This window comes from Trichocoleus sp. DQ-U1, assembly GCF_039961925.1.
Classification (GTDB): domain Bacteria; phylum Cyanobacteriota; class Cyanobacteriia; order Cyanobacteriales; family FACHB-T130; genus FACHB-T130.
In genome coordinates this window covers 18,759-35,832 of the sequence record NZ_JAMPKB010000058.1, presented here as the reverse complement: position 1 = coordinate 35,832, position 17,074 = coordinate 18,759, and the positions used below count along the sequence as shown (strand labels likewise).

General features: G+C 47.2%; 17 protein-coding genes, 1 tRNA gene and 1 pseudogene. 9 read left to right on the top strand and 10 right to left on the bottom strand.

Annotation, left to right across the window (positions count from 1 at the left end):
• A pseudogene (locus tag NDI34_RS20700) lies at positions 1–106 on the top strand (IS630 family transposase); the annotation flags it as partial.
• A gap of 4 nt (positions 107–110) precedes the next feature.
• Here the strand turns inward: NDI34_RS20700 and NDI34_RS20695 are convergent.
• The 3 genes from NDI34_RS20695 to murG all read right to left on the bottom strand — a co-directional run bounded on the left by NDI34_RS20695 (position 111) and on the right by murG (position 2,234).
• Complete coding sequence (locus tag NDI34_RS20695) at positions 111–539, bottom strand: DUF29 family protein (RefSeq protein ID WP_348233688.1); 429 nt, start codon at positions 537–539, stop codon at positions 111–113.
• 138 nt (positions 540–677) lie between these two features.
• A complete protein-coding gene (locus NDI34_RS20690) occupies positions 678–1,028 on the bottom strand; it encodes an S-layer protein (protein WP_348233687.1) in 351 nt (116 codons plus the stop codon).
• A 147-nt stretch (positions 1,029–1,175) separates the two neighbouring features.
• Positions 1,176–2,234, bottom strand: coding sequence for an undecaprenyldiphospho-muramoylpentapeptide beta-N-acetylglucosaminyltransferase (gene murG, locus NDI34_RS20685; protein WP_348233686.1), 1,059 nt, complete (start codon positions 2,232–2,234; stop codon positions 1,176–1,178).
• Positions 2,235–2,381: 147 nt separating this feature from the next.
• Between murG and NDI34_RS20680 the strand changes: the two genes are divergently transcribed.
• Positions 2,382–3,209, top strand: a complete 828-nt coding sequence (locus tag NDI34_RS20680; RefSeq protein WP_348233685.1) for a nuclear transport factor 2 family protein — start codon at positions 2,382–2,384, stop codon at positions 3,207–3,209.
• 180 nt (positions 3,210–3,389) lie between these two features.
• Positions 3,390–4,163 (top strand): SDR family oxidoreductase, encoded by a 774-nt coding sequence (locus NDI34_RS20675; protein WP_348233684.1) that lies wholly within the window; start codon positions 3,390–3,392, stop codon positions 4,161–4,163.
• An 83-nt stretch (positions 4,164–4,246) separates the two neighbouring features.
• Here the strand turns inward: NDI34_RS20675 and NDI34_RS20670 are convergent, their stop codons facing one another.
• Positions 4,247–5,608: an NAD(P)/FAD-dependent oxidoreductase gene (locus NDI34_RS20670; RefSeq protein WP_190529562.1), complete on the bottom strand. Its 1,362-nt coding sequence runs from the start codon at positions 5,606–5,608 to the stop codon at positions 4,247–4,249.
• A 511-nt stretch (positions 5,609–6,119) separates the two neighbouring features.
• On the opposite strand from NDI34_RS20670, the gene NDI34_RS20665 reads away from it, so the two are divergent.
• Entirely contained in the window at positions 6,120–6,758 is a 639-nt protein-coding gene (locus NDI34_RS20665) for a Uma2 family endonuclease (protein ID WP_348233683.1), read from the top strand.
• A 176-nt stretch (positions 6,759–6,934) separates the two neighbouring features.
• Here the strand turns inward: NDI34_RS20665 and NDI34_RS20660 are convergent, their stop codons facing one another.
• The gene (locus tag NDI34_RS20660) at positions 6,935–7,525 is read right to left on the bottom strand and encodes a TetR/AcrR family transcriptional regulator (RefSeq protein ID WP_190536810.1); all 591 of its coding nucleotides are present in this window, start codon (positions 7,523–7,525) and stop codon (positions 6,935–6,937) included.
• Positions 7,526–7,616: 91 nt separating this feature from the next.
• On the bottom strand, positions 7,617–8,171 hold the full coding sequence (locus tag NDI34_RS20655) for a GNAT family protein (protein ID WP_190536811.1): 555 nt from the start codon (positions 8,169–8,171) through the stop codon (positions 7,617–7,619).
• A 248-nt stretch (positions 8,172–8,419) separates the two neighbouring features.
• Between NDI34_RS20655 and NDI34_RS20650 the strand changes: the two genes are divergently transcribed.
• Both NDI34_RS20650 and NDI34_RS20645 read left to right on the top strand, forming a co-directional pair.
• A complete protein-coding gene (locus NDI34_RS20650; protein ID WP_348233682.1) occupies positions 8,420–9,769 on the top strand; it encodes a cytochrome P450 in 1,350 nt (449 codons plus the stop codon).
• Between the two features lie 378 nt (positions 9,770–10,147).
• Positions 10,148–12,010 carry an aspartate kinase gene (locus NDI34_RS20645; RefSeq protein ID WP_348233681.1) on the top strand — a complete coding sequence of 621 codons (1,863 nt, stop codon included), beginning with the start codon at positions 10,148–10,150 and terminating at the stop codon, positions 12,008–12,010.
• Between the two features lie 159 nt (positions 12,011–12,169).
• Here NDI34_RS20645 and NDI34_RS20640 read toward each other — a convergent pair whose 3' ends face one another.
• The 3 genes from NDI34_RS20640 to NDI34_RS20630 form a co-directional block, all read right to left on the bottom strand.
• Positions 12,170–12,565, bottom strand: a complete 396-nt coding sequence (locus NDI34_RS20640) for a phage holin family protein (RefSeq protein WP_190411809.1) — start codon at positions 12,563–12,565, stop codon at positions 12,170–12,172.
• 107 nt (positions 12,566–12,672) lie between these two features.
• Entirely contained in the window at positions 12,673–13,356 is a 684-nt protein-coding gene (locus NDI34_RS20635; protein WP_348233680.1) for a biopolymer transporter ExbD, read from the bottom strand.
• Between the two features lie 102 nt (positions 13,357–13,458).
• On the bottom strand, positions 13,459–14,142 hold the full coding sequence (locus tag NDI34_RS20630; RefSeq protein ID WP_190985394.1) for a MotA/TolQ/ExbB proton channel family protein: 684 nt from the start codon (positions 14,140–14,142) through the stop codon (positions 13,459–13,461).
• A 214-nt stretch (positions 14,143–14,356) separates the two neighbouring features.
• On the opposite strand from NDI34_RS20630, the gene NDI34_RS20625 reads away from it, so the two are divergent.
• Positions 14,357–14,674 carry a YkvA family protein gene (locus tag NDI34_RS20625; protein ID WP_348233679.1) on the top strand — a complete coding sequence of 106 codons (318 nt, stop codon included), beginning with the start codon at positions 14,357–14,359 and terminating at the stop codon, positions 14,672–14,674.
• Between the two features lie 148 nt (positions 14,675–14,822).
• On the opposite strand, the gene NDI34_RS20620 is transcribed toward NDI34_RS20625, so the two are convergent.
• Positions 14,823–14,895: transfer RNA gene (locus NDI34_RS20620), tRNA-His, on the bottom strand.
• 121 nt (positions 14,896–15,016) lie between these two features.
• Between NDI34_RS20620 and NDI34_RS20615 the strand changes: the two genes are divergently transcribed.
• Positions 15,017–15,397 (top strand): DUF4359 domain-containing protein, encoded by a 381-nt coding sequence (locus NDI34_RS20615; protein WP_348233678.1) that lies wholly within the window; start codon positions 15,017–15,019, stop codon positions 15,395–15,397.
• Positions 15,398–15,573: 176 nt separating this feature from the next.
• Positions 15,574–16,989 (top strand): serine/threonine-protein kinase, encoded by a 1,416-nt coding sequence (locus tag NDI34_RS20610; protein ID WP_348233677.1) that lies wholly within the window; start codon positions 15,574–15,576, stop codon positions 16,987–16,989.
• The last annotated feature ends 85 nt before the right edge of the window (positions 16,990–17,074 follow it).

The following is a 17,074-nucleotide window of genomic DNA, read 5'->3' as shown; positions in this document are numbered from 1 at the left end:
TGAATGGATAGAGATAGAGGCTTATCGGGACTGGAAAAGTTTAGTAAAGTATGTCAAAAATGTGCTAAAAAAAGTCGGAACCGAATATGTAATTAATTTTGCTTAAGCACTTAGGTCAAGCTTAGAAGTTTATTTGCTGCGACAATTATCTCCGTTCTGCTTACCATATCTTGTAGTTGAAATGGGGTATAATTCCCATTTAAAACTTCCACACTTGCCGCGAATATAGCATCTTCAAAAGAATTTTCCAGGTAAGATTCCCATTCATCCTGGTTAATATAGAAGGAAGTTTTATTTTCTTTAATATTTAAAGCTTGAATTTTTAGAAGTGAATCTCGAATAGAAACTGCCCAAGAATTAGTTAAACGCTGCTCAATTTTATTCTTTATCAAGTGAACCAGCATTCTACTGAGAAAGCTCTCAATATTCTGCAAAATAGCTTTTTTACTCATCCCTTCCAAATCATCCACCAGGGACAAAGCATCTTCGTATCTTCCTTCCAGAATGGAAGCTTTTAAGTCGGTGAGTTCTTGAGTCATTGTCAACTGACCTCACTTTTACATCGCAAAATTATGTGGTACGCGGGTATAGACTAGGCTATTGACTATCAGAAGGATGCGATCGCTCTCGGCACTTTTCTGAGAGCGATCGCATCCTTACTTATACACAAAATCCTCCTAAGTTCGGGGAACTTCCACTTTGGTTTCAGGCAGATTACTGCTTTGTTGAGGAATCTGTTGTTGCAGAAATGGTTTAACCTTCTCAGGTGAACTTGACCCTCGATAAGCGCCACAATAATACATACTTAGAACCGCTTTGAATGCCCAGTGATTCGACGGCACATCTGAGAAAGGATTGGGTAAAGTATCGGCTTGGTCTTGGGCGCAGGCTTCCAAAACTGGATCTGAAGTTGGTTGCGCTGGAGATGAGGGCGTTGTTGGGGCGATCGGTTCGGGATCTTGCGCTTTAGCCGGAGCCACAAAGCCAATAGTGGCAAGGAGTATAGCTGTTGCGATTTTGAGTTTCATGGTTTGCGAGGAACAACTGTACGGGCAACTTTAAGAGAAAGTTGCCCCTCCTCAAAACTAACAATTACTGGCGTTACATTGGCTGTTCCAATTTGTGGATAAATCCTAATTTCTCATCCGAAGGCTTTGTGACTGAAAGCCTTTTGGCTACAGCGTTCGGCGCACCAGATCGGCTAAACGTTCGGCACTGTCAGGAACTGCTAGCGTAGCAGCTTTTTGAGCCATTTGTTGTAGTTGTTCGGGCGACTGCAATAAATTCAATACCTTACTTTCTAGTAACTGAGGCGTCAGTTCTGACTGCCGGAATACCAAACCAGCGCCTGCTGAGTTAAAAATTGCCCCATTGTAGACTTGATGATCTTCGGCGGCGAAAGGGTAGGGAATGAGAATCGCTGGGGTTTGCGTAACCGCAAGTTCAGTTAATGTCCCAGCGCCAGCGCGGCTAATTGCCAGGTTCGTCCGTTGCAAAAGTGCCGCCATATTGTCATAAAACGGCATGGAAAGATACTGAGGATGCTGGAAACTTCGGGCATCAGGGTCATTATCGCCCGTCAGATGGACAATCCAGGCACCGGCATTCAACCACGCTGGGGCGCACTCGCGGACGATTTGATTGACGGCAACAGCGCCCTGAGAGCCACCGACGACTGCAATTAAGGGGACATCTTCAGGAATTGGCAACTCCAGCTTTTGGGGGGTGCGAAACTGGGCGCGAACTGGGGTGCCTGTGTAGGCGGTTCCAGCGCGGGGTAGGTAATGCGCTCCATATTCAAACCCCAGCGCCACGCTATTACACCACGGACTCAACCAGCGAGTCACTTTGCCGGGGAGGGCATTGGATTCGTGCATAATCACGGGGATTCCAATGGATCGCGCGGCAATAATCGCCGGTGCGGCAATATAACCCCCAGTGCTGAATACACCCTGAAAATTCTTGTCTTTAAGTAGCTGGCGTACCTGCCGGATGGAACCCGTCAGTCGCAGCAGAATGCCCAATGTCCCCAGTCCAAACCCTTGTTGAAACCCTTCCACCTCAATGGTGTTGAGGGGATATTGAGCCGGAACTAACTGGGTTTCTAGGCGGTTCGGGACACCCAACCACTCAATTTCATAGTCTGGCAGTTTCTCGGCTAGCGCGATCGCGGGAAATAAATGTCCCCCAGTACCACTCGCTGCAATTAACAATCGTTTCGGTTCATTTGCCAAAGTTTCTATCTCCTACTGGCTGTCCTGGCTCGGATAAGATTAAAAATCAGTTATAAATTAGCCAATAGAGCATCCAGGATTTCTACTCTTTAGCACGTCTGTTGCTCGACACGGTTTTCTTTATCCAATTATTCAAACACGTCTGTGATGCGTAACCAGATAACTCCGTCTGTCAGCTTGTTCCAGTCTCTCATCAAGCAAAAGTCGAAAATTTTTGCCTTTATAATTTTTACGTCCCTGCTTCATCCAAACACTGTTCGAGCAGCGAGTCCAGAAACAGCACCCGCCGAGCTAAAAAATTCTCTCACGCAAATTGATGCAGCTGCCAATCGTCAGGATGTCAATGCGGTGATGCAGTTCTATAGCCAGAATTTTACCCATTCTGATGGCTTAAATCGTCAGAGTCTGCAACAGACTTTAACTCAACTCTGGAAGCGCTACCCAAACCTGAATTATCGTACAGAACTCAAATCTTGGGAAAAGGAAGGCGATGCGCTTGTTGTGGAGACGGTGACTCAGATTACGGGCACCCAGCGAATGGATGGCAAAAATATGAAGTTTGAGTCCGCCTTGCGATCGCGTCAGCGCTTTCAAGGTCAAAAAATTGTCCAGCAGGAGATTCTGGGAGAACGCACTCAGACGACCGCAGGCGTAAAGCCTCCCACGGTGGACATGAAATTACCGGAAGAGGTGCGTATTGGTCAATCCTATAGCCTTGATGCAGTCGTCCAAGAACCCCTAGGCGACGATTTGATGTTGGGAGCAGCAGTGGAAGAACCCGTGCGGGGCGATCGCTTTGCCAAACCCGCGCCGGTGGATCTGGAGTTGCTGTCATCGGGTGGAATTTTTAAGGTAGGTCGCGCCCCCCTGACAAAAGGGAATTATTGGGTATCAACGGTTGTAATCCGCGAACAAGGCATGACAACAGTTACTCAGCGCCTGCGGGTTGTAGAAGGTGGTCGCCCTTCCAAATAGTTTTGAGTTTTGAGTTTTGAGTTTTTAATTTAATTAAGAATTCAAAGCTCAATTTTCAGAATTTATAGCAATTTTGTTTGATTTAAAAGGAGTCTTTTTAAAGACTGCAAAAAACGCGAATAAAAGAAAAAAGAGGGTTTTAAGATTTACTTAGATTGCCATAAAATTTCGTTAAACCGAATGATTTCTATCAAAGACAAAATCGTTGTAATTACTGGCGCGAGTAGTGGAATTGGTGCTGCTTGTGCCAAGATGTTTGCCCAAGCGGGTGCCAAACTGATCTTAGTGGCTCGACGCCAAGAGCGCTTGCAGGAACTCGCAGATGAACTTAGCAAAGAATTTTCTTGCCAGTTGCATCTACTAGCACTAGATGTACGCGATCGCGCTTCTGTTGAATCCGCCTTTTCTTCTCTCCCAGAGGCTTGGTCTGAGGTCGATATCTTAATTAACAATGCTGGTCTTAGCCGGGGGTTAAATAAACTCCACGAAGGCAGCATTCAAGACTGGGAAGAAATGATCGATACCAATATTAAAGGCTTACTTTATTGCACCCGCTATTTAGTGCCAGGAATGGTAAACCGGGGTAAAGGCCATGTGGTGAATCTTGGCTCCATTGCCGGTCATCAAACCTATCCCGGTGGTAACGTCTACTGTGCTTCTAAAGCCGCTGTAAAATCAATTTCCGAAGGTTTGAAGCAAGACCTCCTAGGAACGCCCGTGCGAGTCACTTCAGTCGATCCAGGGTTAGTTGAAACGGAATTTAGTCAAGTGCGATTCCACGGAGATAGCGATCGCGCTCAAAAAGTTTACCAAGGTTTAACCCCTTTAACACCAGAAGATATTGCAGATGTAATATTTTTCTGTGTCACTAGACCTGCTCACGTTAATATCAGCGAATTACTTTTAGTCCCCACCGATCAAGCCACTGCTACCCAAGTTCATCGACGAAATTAATTTCGTCTTTTTAAACACAAAGGTTCCCAAAGAAATATCTTTCCTCGGCGAACCTTTGCGTAAACCTTCGCGTACCTTTGCGTTTAAACTTCCACCGTTTCTTTACTCTTCAGTGGCACGTAATAATCGCCGTTAGCGTCAACTCCTACCTTCCCAATTACCTCGTCGCCGGTAATCAATCTTGCCCCACGTTTGCGAGTCCAATAATTCCAACCCCACTGGAGCATGACGATGAGTTTATTATCAAACTCAATTAAGAAGTAAATGTGAACAAATACCCAGGTGAGCCAAGCGAGCAAACCGGAAAACTTCACATAACCCAAATCGACTACCGCAGCATTCCGCCCGATAACAGCCATACTGCCTCGGTCAACATATTGGAAAGGTGCCATACTGTAACCGGCAATCCGCTGTTTGATCAGGTTAGCAACATATTCCCCTTCTTGCATCGCCACGGGTGCAACACCTGGTAGTGGTTTCTCATTTTGATGAGAAAAACTTGCCAAGTCTCCAACCACAAAGATATTAGGATGTCCTGCTATACTCAGGTCGGATTCAACGATAACCCGCCCCACCCGGTCAATTGCAGCGCCTGTGCGTTCTGCCAGAACTTTCCCCATTGGTGAAGCTTTGATTCCCGCTGCCCATAAGGTTGTTCTCGCTGGAATTTGTTCGATTTTATCGCCTTGTTTTGTGGTGATAATATTCTCTGCAATATTTGTCACCAGCGTCTTTGTCTGCACAGTGACACCTAAGCGCTGAAGAGAGGCTTCTGCTTTTGCAGATAACTCTGGTGTGTAGGGAGGTAGGATGCGATCCATCCCTTCCAGTAACAAAATTTTGGCTTCAGCGGTGTCAATGTTGCGGAAATCTCGCTTGAGGGTGCTGTAAGCGAGTTCTGCGATCGCTCCCGCTAATTCTACCCCCGTCGGCCCTCCGCCGATGATCGCAAACGTCAACCAGGCACGCCGTTTTTCGGGATCGGTTTCCTTTTCTGCCGCTTCAAACGCCATAAAAATGCGACGCCGCATTTCCAGCGCATCTTCAACGGTTTTCAATCCTGGCGCTACAGTTGCCCATTGGTCATTGCCAAAGTAAAAATGGCTCACACCTGTAGCAACGATTAACGTGTCGTAGATCAGTTCTTCGCCAGCGAGGATGACTTTTCGCTGTTGTGGATCGATATCCTTTACCTCTCCCATCAGCACTTTAGTATTTTTGCTCTCGCTGAGTACCGCACGCAGAGGAGATGAAATATCTGCTGGGGATAGCGTTCCGGTAGCGACTTGATAAAGGAGTGGCTGAAACAAATGAAAGTTACGTTTATCGACCAGTGTCACATGGACAGGTGCGCCGCTCAATGCCTTGGCAGCATAAAGTCCGCCAAAGCCGCCACCGACAATCACAACATGGTGAGGAGACTGATTTTCCACTGCTACTACCATAAAATTGACATCCTTTGTTTTATGTTGCCCGTGGCTACGGTTGAACTAACATTTCTTTACCAACTGGCAAGGCTTCCGTTACAGATGTTCATATTAGCCTAGTGTGCCAGGGTTAAAACAGGCGTAGCGACGGCTACAGGTAGATTGTTGTGCCTGGAAAGTCTGCCATAAGAGGTATTCAGCACACGTTTAAGCCGATGTTTGGGAATGGCGCGATCGCGAAGCGCTGACTTGTCAGTTCGCAATGAGGATGAAAAAAGACGCGATCGCCCTTTTGACTTGCCTTGTTACTCTAAACTCGAATATTCACATTGCCTAAATTACCGATTCATTGCTTCCAAAGGGTTTTCCAAAAATTTCTCCTCATCAATTTTTATGAGTTTAGGAAAGGATTAATCAGCCTTCTGATCGGGCACTCTATGCTTTTTTAAGGCAGAACTTTTTTGTTGCGCTGCGACACGATGGTTAGGTGCGATACAAGGATTACAGTGGAGATGGAGGTATAAGTCCAATGTTTGCAGTTATCACACCAGAGAAAATCCAGTTACCCGCAGGCGCAGTGGTGCGGCTACCCGGTAGTTGGCAGGACTATCAAGCACTAACTGAACAACTAGGCGATCGCTCAATACCGCGCATTAAGTATCGACCCGGAGAGATTCTGTTAATGTCACCGCTACCCCGACACGGACGCGAAGCCCACGTTATTGCAATGGTCGTAATAGCTCTCCTAGACCATTTAGGGCGGGACTACGAAGCGTTTACCCCAATCACAATGGAACTGCCAGAGATTAGCGGCATTGAACCGGACTACTGCTTCTATATCGATAATTGGGCAGCAGTTGCAGGCAAAGACCGCATCAATTGGGAAATAGAGCCATCGCCCGATTTGGTAATTGAGATAGATGTAACCAGCTACACGGATGTAAATGACTACCTGCCCTATCGAGTGCCGGAAGTTTGGTTGTATAAAAAGAACCAACTTAAGATTTACCAATTGCAGAGCGATCGCTACACGATTGTAACCAGTAGCCGTTTTTTTCCCAATATTAATGCTTTAGCATTCATCACCGAGTGTTTCCGAATTGCCTCCGAGCGCAATACCAGCGTTGCGATTCGGGACTTACGACAAAAATTAGTAAGTGAGAATTAAATCCGAAAAATACAGAAGATGATAGTGCGATCGCAATCGGGAATCGCTGGTGAACAGAGTTGTTAAAGTTAGTGGCTCTTGTGATAAATCTATGGTTGGCGTCGTAAAGATACCAAGCAAGTCGAGCAACTTCTAGAAAAGCTTAACCGATGCAGAACACCTGCCTCAATGCGATTTTAGGCAGTATTACCTTTGAGACAAAGCTCCAAAGCACGACGGATATATGCTTGAAATGTCTCATCAGTTGGCTGAAAGACCATCGCATATAACATTGCTCCGCTCATCAGGTCGAAGACTAAATCGGGTTCTATATCTGTGTGAATTTCATTTCTAGCCTTAGCACGTTCCAGCACGACTCCAAAGGCTTGCCGTCGCGGTTGTAGGTATTTTTTCCAGTAGACCTGGGCAAAAGTCGGACTGCTAGACGCTGTACTAATAATTAGGGCAACAGTTTGACGACCTAAGGGGCTGAGTACCATTTTCCCTGCATTCTCAATGAGGATATCAATATCTCCCCAGAGGCTGCCTGTGTCTAGTATCAATATTTCCTCTCTGAGGCTTTCAATCGCGTCTGCAGCCAGTTCTTCTTTAGAACTGTACCGCCGATAAATGGTAGTTTTGCCCACTTTAGCGCGTGCAGCGATCGCTTCGATGCTCATAGCTTGATATCCCATTTCTGCTAGCAGCTCAAGAGTTGCTTGTAGAATCGCTTGATGAGATTTTTCGCTACGTGGGCGTCCAGGCGGGCTTTTGATAGGTTTACTCATAAACTCATCTTCGCCCAAACAACGTTCATCAAGGGCAATTTGCTGCAAGCGTTCTCAAAGAATTGTCAATGGGGAGTTGCGTTAGATGCAATCAGTCTTGTTTCTTAATATGCTCCCACTCCTCCCGCAATATTCCCATGCACAGCGTATCAATATAGCTGCCGTTATACCACTCGTGACCCCGGAGGCGACCTTCTTCCACAAATCCACAGGATTGATAACAGCGAATCGCGCGTTCATTCCTTGAGTTTGTCCTTAACCAAACTCGATGTAGATTCCAGTATCGAAACGCATAATTCAGCAGCAATGCGATCGCTTCACGACCGTAGCCACGTCCCCAATATTCCTTATCCCCAATTGCAATGCCTAATTCGCAGACACGCGCCACCCCCTGAAATATATCAAAACCAACCAAGCCGCACTGCCCAATGAACTTGCCATCTGCCTCGATCGCAAACCAGGTGCCATCTCGTCCACCTTTGGCGGCATTTTGATCGAACTCTGCTTGTAGCCGTTCCAGGGACTGGGGGATCGGCGGATCGCCTCCACCTGCCAATTCAACGGCTAAATCATTGTTAAACTCGCACAGTTTCGGTAGATCGTCCCGCCGTATACCCCGTAGCGTTACTCGTTCGCCCTTTAACATCGCTAATTGTCCTCGATTTTAGGTTTGTACTCCTCCATATCAAGTCTGTCAGGAGGCGGTAATGATCATACAAAAGAAGAAAACAAGTTGGGAGTTGGGAATAGCCTGGTGAATTTTAAAAGCTGTCGCTCTGTCTAAAATGTCCTGCCACCCTAAGGCAGCTCCTCTTGACACTCTCTATTGTAATTACGATACTTTAACGTATCGATATTGATGCTGTCCATTTGTTGTGGAGCCGAGAGGAAACAATGACAACGACCAAACAAGCGAGATCGCTACCTTTACCTCCTGGGAGCTTTGGTCTACCAATTATTGGCGAAACCATCAGCTTTTTACGCGATCCAAACTTTGTACAGAGGCGATACCAGCAATATGGACAAATCTTCAAAACTCATGTGTTGGGTCGTCCTACCATCTTCTTGATTGGAGCCGAGGCAACCCGCTTTCTATTTGCCAACGAGAAACACTACTTTTCTGACGGAATTGCGAATGGTGTCCCCCCGCAGACCAAAGCGTTGATGGGAACGGGATCGGTCGTGATGCAAATGGGGGATGAACATCTAAGACAGCGCAAACTGCTATCGCAAGCCTTCCAACCTCGCGCATTAGCAGGGTATGCCTCCACAATGGAGGAAATTACCCGTAGTTATCTCCACAAATGGGAGCTTTTGGGTCAGTTTTCCTGGTACTTGGAACTCAGAAAATACACGCTGGATGTGGCTTGTAAGTTGCTGATAGGAACCGAAGCTGCCAGCGATCGCAATTTTGGCGCGTGGTATGAAATTTGGGGAAAGGGGCTACTTTCCATTCCTGTACCCTTGCCTTGGACAAAGTTTGGTCGGGCGTTACGGTGTCGCAAGCTGATACTGGCGCGAATTGAGGAGATAGTCAAAGAGCGTCAACAACAAGCTACATCGACTCAAGATGTCTTAGGGTTATTGTTGCAAGCGCGAGATGAAGCAGGAAACGCTCTGAGTTTACAGGAACTCAAAGAGCAACTTCTAACCCTATTATTTGCAGGTCACGATACGTTGTCATCTGCCCTTTCTTCGTTATGTCTTCTATTAGCGCAGCATCCAGAAGTTAAAGAGGCTATCCGTGCAGAGCAAAAGCAATTGGGGTTTCCCCAACCGCTGACGCTGGAGCATCTGAAGCAGATGACCTATCTAGAGCAAGTCTTGAAGGAAGTTCTGCGAGTGTTTCCTCCATCAACTGGTCCTAGAGAAGTCATTGAATCTTGCGATCTTAATGGCTACTTAATCCCCAAAGGTTGGAAGGTGCTTTATCACAGCGGTACGACTCATCAAGATAGCCGCATCTATACTCAGCCAGAATGCTTTGACCCAGAGCGTTTTGCCCCCGAACGGGCGGAGGATAAACAAAAACCGATGAGCTATATCCCCTTTGGTGGGGGACTGCGAGAATGTCTGGGCAGGGAGTTTGCCAAGCTGGAGATCAAGTTGTTTGCTGCGTTGTTAGTCCGCGAGTATGAGTGGGAACTGCTTCCCGAACAAAACTTGGATATGGTGATGCTACCGACAGTCTATCCCCGCGAGGGTTTAAAGGTGAAGTTTTGGCGGAGAGTGCAGCACGACTAGGAAAGCGCCTCGCAATGCTTATCAAATCGCACTAGAGCCGTCAGGTGGGCGGTGCCTACTCAACTAACACGGCTATCTTTGAATTTGTGCATCTAGAATTTTTAGCGATTGCATGATCCTTGAAAATCCTCAAGCCTTCGCCCTATCTCCACACTACCTGCGATAGATGTTTGACGATAATCAATCAACACAATCTAAAGTCAGCCTGTTTTGTCCCAGCAAGTCTGATAATTTAATTAGGTTAAAAGAAGATAAGATGCCTTGCCGTGTCAGCCTGTCGCACCTTTAGTGCGCTTACGAGCTTAGGCAGGCTTGGTTTGTGTAGCCTCAGGCTAAGGCAATGTGGGTATATCCCTAGGCAGGATTGGTGAGAGAATTATGGCGCTAATAGTCCAGAAATATGGTGGCACTTCAGTTGGTTCGGTGGAACGCATTCAAGCAGTCGCTCAGCGGGTGTTAAAAACAGCCCAGATGGGCAACTCGCTGGTTGTCGTAGTTTCGGCAATGGGTAAGACGACTGATGGATTGGTGAAATTAGCCAACCAAATCTCTACAAATCCCTCTCGTCGAGAAATGGATATGCTGCTCTCGACTGGCGAGCAAGTCTCAATCGCCCTGCTGAGTATGGCATTGCAGGAATTAGGACAGTCAGCGGTGTCTCTGACCGGGGCACAGGTGGGAATTGTTACCGAAGCCGAACACACCCGCGCCCGGATTCTGCATATCCAGACACATCGGGTGGAACGTCACTTAGACGCGGGTAAGGTGGTTGTGGTGGCGGGTTTCCAAGGCATCACTAGTACCGAAGAGTTGGAAATTACCACCTTGGGGCGCGGCGGTTCCGATACTTCGGCGGTAGCACTAGCGGCAGCTTTACGAGCCAGCTGTTGCGAAATCTACACGGATGTGCCAGGGATTTTTACCACCGATCCCCGGTTAGTGCCAGAAGCCCATCTGATGGAGGAGATTACCTCTGATGAAATGCTTGAGTTAGCCAGCTTAGGGGCAAAGGTGCTGCATCCCCGCGCTGTGGAAATTGCCCGGAATTATGGCGTAGAGTTGGTGGTGCGTTCTAGCTGGACGGACGATCCTGGGACTAGGGTAATTTCTCCAATGCCTAAGCCGCGATCGCTCCAAGATTTAGAAATTGCCCGTCCTGTCGATGGGGTAGAATTTGATACCGACCAAGCGAAAATTGCGCTGTTGCGGGTGCCAGATCGTCCAGGCGTGGCGGCGCGGCTATTTGGTGAAATTGCCCATCAAGCCTTGGACATCGACTTGATTATCCAGTCGATTCACGAAGGCAACACCAACGATATTGCATTTACAGTTAGCAAAAACGTCATTAATCGAGCGGAAGCTGTAGCCGCAGCGATCGCGCCCGCCCTCCGCAGCTCAAACAACCCAGAAGACGGAGAAGCCGAGGTGATGGTAGACAGGCAAATTGCCAAAGTCTCGATCGCGGGTGCGGGAATGATTGGGCGTCCGGGTGTAGCAGCGCAGATGTTCGCTACGCTTTCTAGTGCTGGGATCAATATTCAGATGATTTCCACCTCGGAAGTGAAAGTTAGTTGCGTCATTGATGCGGATGATTGCGATCGCGCGATCGCTCTTTTGTGCCAAACCTTCGAGGTCAACAATTCCCCACTCCACCAAAACAGAATTGTAGAAAGTGGTGTGGAACAACAGGGCAAAATTTCTCAGTCCTCAGCCCTGAGTCCTCAGCACTCCGCTCCCCCCGTGCGCGGTGTTGCCCTTGATTTCAATCAAGCGCGTCTCGCCATTCGTCATATCCCCGATCGTCCAGGGATGGCAGCTCAAGTTTTTGGACTCTTGGCTGAGAAAAATATCAGCGTGGATATGATTATCCAATCCCAACGCTGTCGCGTGGTGAATGGGATCGGGACCCGCGATATTGCCTTCACCGTCGCCCAAGCAGATGCAGCAGAAGCGAAAGCAGCACTCGAAAAACTCGCACCATCCTTAGGCTGCGGTGAAGTTTTAGTGGATACAGCGATCGCTAAAGTAAGTATCGTCGGTTCCGGTATGGTCGGGCAACCCGGTGTCGCCGCCCAAATGTTTGAAGCGCTTTCCCAACACCAAATCAATATTCAGATGATTACAACTTCTGAAATAAAAATCAGCTGCGTCGTAGCAGAAAATCAGGGCGTCACCGCCTTACAAGCCATCCACGCCGCTTTTGGACTTGCCGGTAGCCAAAAAATTCAAGTTCCCGCTTAAAGTTCTTGCAACTTTTTCATCGCCCCCTGGAACAAGGGAGCGATGAGGGATCTCCAGCCGAAAAACTGACCAGCAAAAAGCCCGGTTTCTATCAGAAACCGGGCTTTTAAAGTTATTGGTTAGTTTACGCTAATTGATGCCTACCCTTCGATCGACTCTTTACGCAATTGCTGTTGGCTGACCAATCACGACACTGGTAATAAAGCTGCTGACAGCGGCGAGAGCGATCGCACCGATGACCGCACTCCAAATCCCTTTTTCCAAACGAAAGCCTGTAATCAATCTCGCGGCTATTGTCAGTGCAATGACATTAAGGACAAAAGAGAATAAACCCAAAGTCAGAAGCTTTGCAAAAAATCCGTAGATGCCAAATGTTAGCGTATTCGGCAAGGTAAAAAATACAAAGCTAATCGCTGCATTTAAAATTCCAAAAACGGCTGCCGAAATATAACCAATTCCTGGGTTATCAATTTCAACTCCGAGTGGCAGCTTGCTAATAATTAACAAACTGGCGGCTGTTACCAACCAGGTAATCAGCACATCAATTAAATCCATATTTATAAACCTCCTATCCAGAAGTTGAGGCGTGAAAAAATCTTTTGATTATCCCTACCTTAAACAAACAATCGCGCCTCGACCTCTGTAAATTGACAGAATTGTCCCTACCTCTTGGGAGCAGAATCAGTCCCTTGGGGAGCCGGAACCGTCGGTGTCACGGGTACAGTACCGGGAATCGTAGTACCGGGAATCGTGGGATTAATCTCTGGTTGTCCCGGAGCCACCGGCAATTGCGGCTGACCCAGATTGTATGGATTGGCTGATGGACTGGGTGGCGCATAAGGATTATAAGGTTGGATAGGAGCGTTGCCGGAATAGGGCGCTAAACCGGGACTAGGAGCCGTAGGAACCTGCGTATTAGAGCCAGCCGCCGCATCACCGGAACCGGGTAGAGTCGCTAAAGACACGCGATCGCCTCCCACATCTCTTAGCAAATCCAGTACCTGAATGACATCGTTGTAACTTGCAGTCCGAGAAGCGTACAGCACCATCAAGCCATTTGGATTTGTCGAGCGGTAATTCTGCAAAGACTGAGTCAGCTGATCTTTTGAATTGATCTGCTGTTGTTCCACATAGATTTGACCAAAATCATCTAAGCTCACCATCAACATCTCTCGCATCTGCGGAGTGCCGCTACTCGCCTTGGGTAAATCTACACTAATTGCTTGCTGACGAGTCAATTGCAACCCAGCCAACAAAAAGAACGTCAAGATACAAAAAATGACATCGATTAGGGGAAGAATCTCAATTCTGGTGTCATCACCCGGATTATCTAAGTTAATCTTCATAAGTTCAAACAACAGGGGAATTTAAAAAGTCATGAGTCCTTAGCCCCTAATTCTTCGCTACTGACTAATAACCCATGACGAATGACCAATGACCAATGGCTTCTAGGATTCAGCCGTATCTGAAGTTTCTACTTTCGCCTTCATCGGATGACGATCGATACCAAGTTTGGGCCATTCCTGGCGGTACATTAACTCCAGCTCATTTCCCGCTCTCCGGAAAATTTTGACTTGGTTAAACAAAAAACCTTGAAACAGTCGATAGAAGACAAGGCTGGTAATGGCGACTATCAGCCCAGCTGCCGTACTGATCAGAGACTCGCTAATCCCTAGAGTCACTCCAGCGGTTGAAGACGTTCCGAGATCGCCAAGGCGAATACCACTCAGCGATCTGATCAATCCCAACACGGTTCCCAGCAATCCTAGTAAAGGCGCAAGGGCAATCACCGCTTCTAAGATTTTATCGCCCTGGCGCATTGAAGCTAATTCCTCATCTGCTGCTGCCTCCAGTGCCAGCCTAAACATTTCTGGGTCGGGGTTAGAGAGTCGTAAGGGAGCATACAGATAACGCCCTATCGGCTGTTTTCTAGCTTGGTGAGCAATCTCAGTGGCAACTCCCCAGTTGCGAGTTGCTGCTTCTAGCACCCGATCCACAGTTTCTCTTTCTTTGGTCAAGATTCTTGCCCAAAACCATAGGCGCTCAAAAATAGTGCCCAGAGACAGCAGCGATAAAGCCAGCAGAGGCCACATCGCTGGTCCACCCTTCTCAATCAGTTCTTGAAAAGTCACGGTCGATTCTTTCCTCCTACACTCCCCAAGCTTTTAATTTTCTTTAACAACTTGAAGCCATTCCAATTTTAGACAAGCATTGTCATTCAGACTGAACTAAAGAGCGAGGTTCTCCCGCTATTGTCGAATCTTCTAGTCAAACTTCGGGTGGATATCCACACCTACATAATGCTGGTAGATTTGTCAATATTAAAAATAACTAGAGGATTCAATAATGAATAATTTTTCAATCCAATCAATTTACAACTGGTATCGCAACTCGATCCGCAATCCTAAGTATCGTTGGTGGGTAATTCTAGGATCATTACTTTATCTTTTCAGCCCGATTGATATTGCCCCGGATTTCATACCCATCATCGGATGGATTGACGATGGTGTGATTCTGACGCTCCTGGTTGCTGAAGTTTCCCAAATGCTATCTCAGCGCCTCAAGTCTCGTGACGAGCAAGCGGTCTCTGAAGCGGATGTTGCAGGTGTTGGAGCAACTTCCAATTCAGACACGGTTGATGTAAAGGCTGTTCCCCTCAAGTAGTGTGCGTCACAACAATAATATTAATAACCCCTCCCAGTGTTGCAGCCATATTCCGCAGGCTTCTGGAGAGGGGTCTTTGTTTGTAGTAGTCGCACCCAAAAGTAATGACTTTTGAGAGACGGATGATCTACGTCTATACAAGAGCCAGGGCGAACGAGGGGACTTGAACCCCCGAGTGGTGGAACCACAATCCACTGCCTTAACCACTTGGCTACGCTCGCCATTTCAGATTTTTAATATAGCATTGTGCTTGCCAGTTGATCCAGTCTTTCGTCAGTTAACCTGGAACTCAGACGGCGATCGCCGTAGTCAAAGGCTACAAAAGAATGGTTTTAATATCCCATGAAGGGTTTACAGGTTATTACAACGATTGCGGGAGTTGCTTTGGCTGGACTGGGTGTAGCGATGGCGCTGACGAATCCCACTCAGGAGGAGTACGAAGAATTTGCCTTACAGCAACTAACGGTGTACATAAAAGACAATGTTTGTGAAAAGGCTCCAGAAAACTTTGAGAATTTTTTGAAGCGTCAATGTATGTTATTAGTTGAGACGGGCAGCCCGCAGGTGAAGCGGCTGATTGCTGAAACGACAGAGCGGCAAAATTTTATCTTTTTTAGCATTTATCGCACCGATTTGTCGGTTAGTTCGTTCCTGCCTTCTTATCATTTTGAGTCGGTAGCAGCTTTCGACAATGTCTATATTTATCAAGCAGAGAAGCAATAATCTTGTTAGCAAAGAATTATTGTTTCAAGCTGCGTGATCGCTTCTAAAGTGCTGAGAAACGGGTAAAGCCGCCAGTTAACCACACTCAGCTTTATAACAGATACACCCTATGGTCATCTCTCCAATTGAGGATATCTTGGAGATGAATATCAACAGGGAGTGCGATCGCGGCTGCCATGATCTATTGTGTTAGCGCTGGATGTCAAAGACCCCAAAATCCTTCTGACCAAAGATTTTGCCTGTGTTGTGGGCAAGCATTATTGCTGAAAGACCGCTATCGCCCAGTTAAACCAATCGGCAAAGGCGGCATGGGAAGAACTTTTTTGGCGGTGGATGAGCATATTCCCTCCAAAACCAAGTGTGTTATTAAGCAACTCTGCTTCCCACAGCAAGAGCTGACCAGTTTTAGAAAGGTCGTTTCCTTATTTCGTCAGGAAGCGATACACCTCAATGAACTAGGGAAACATCCGCAAATTCCCTCCCTCTTCGCCCACTTTGAACAGCAGCAGCAGCTGTATTTAGTGCAGGAGTTGATTTGCGGGCACACTCTAGCGGAGGAATTGCAGCAACGGGATATTTATCACGAAACGCAGATTTGGGAATTTTTGCAGGATTTGTTGCCAGTTTTGCAATATATCCACGAACATCGGGTGATTCACCGAGATATTAAGCCAGCGAATATTATCCGACGCACCCCCTCAACCTCCTCTTACCCAGGAGAAAGGGAAGGTCAGTTGATCTTGATTGATTTTGGAATTGCCAAGCTATTCACAGACACTGCTGTGTTCAACACCGGCACGATCGTTGGTAGCCCGGATTATATGGCACCCGAACAAACGCGAGGCAAAGCCCTGCCCTCCAGCGACCTCTACAGTTTGGGCGTCACTTGTATCTACTTGCTCACAGGCGTTTCGCCCTTGAATATGTATGACATTATGAATAACGGGTGGGCGTGGCGCAATTTTTTACCCAAGGAGAGAAAAGTTAGCGATCGCCTGGGTCAAATTTTGGATCGGCTGCTACAAAATAACATTAAAGATCGTTACCCAGACGCTGCCTCTGCCTTGCAAGCGGTACAGCAAAATTTAAACCCCAGACCTACATCTCCGGTTCCAACTCAATCTCAACGACCGGGTGGTAGTGCCTTGAATTCCGAGGTTGGAGTTGACTATACAAAATTGCGGGATTTACTCGCTAAAAAGAAATGGAAAGAAGCCGATCGGGAAACCTGGGCAGTGATGTGTCTGGTAGTCGGCAAGTCAAGCAATAACTATCTATTCAACAGCGATATTCAAAAGTTTCCTTGCGAGGATTTATGGACGATTGACCAGTTATGGGTAAAGTACAGCCAGGGGCGCTTTGGTTTCAGCGTGCAAAAGCAAATTTTTCTGGAGGTTGGGGGAGAATATAGCAATTTTTGCGATCGCGTTGGCTGGCCTACCCACAACCCGTATATTCCTGACTCTGGTTTGAAATTTAGCGACAAGGCACCCATTGGACATCTACCATCGCGGCGGTGGGCGGGTGGTTATGAATGGTGGCGTCACGCCAGCGCAATGGCTGGAAAACTAGAACAGTGCAGTATTGCTTAGCTTTTGCTGCCTTATCAGCGATTTTCATCCTCGGTTGAGCGATTGGAACGGTTTTAGCTAAAAAATTGCCTTAACTGAGATTTCA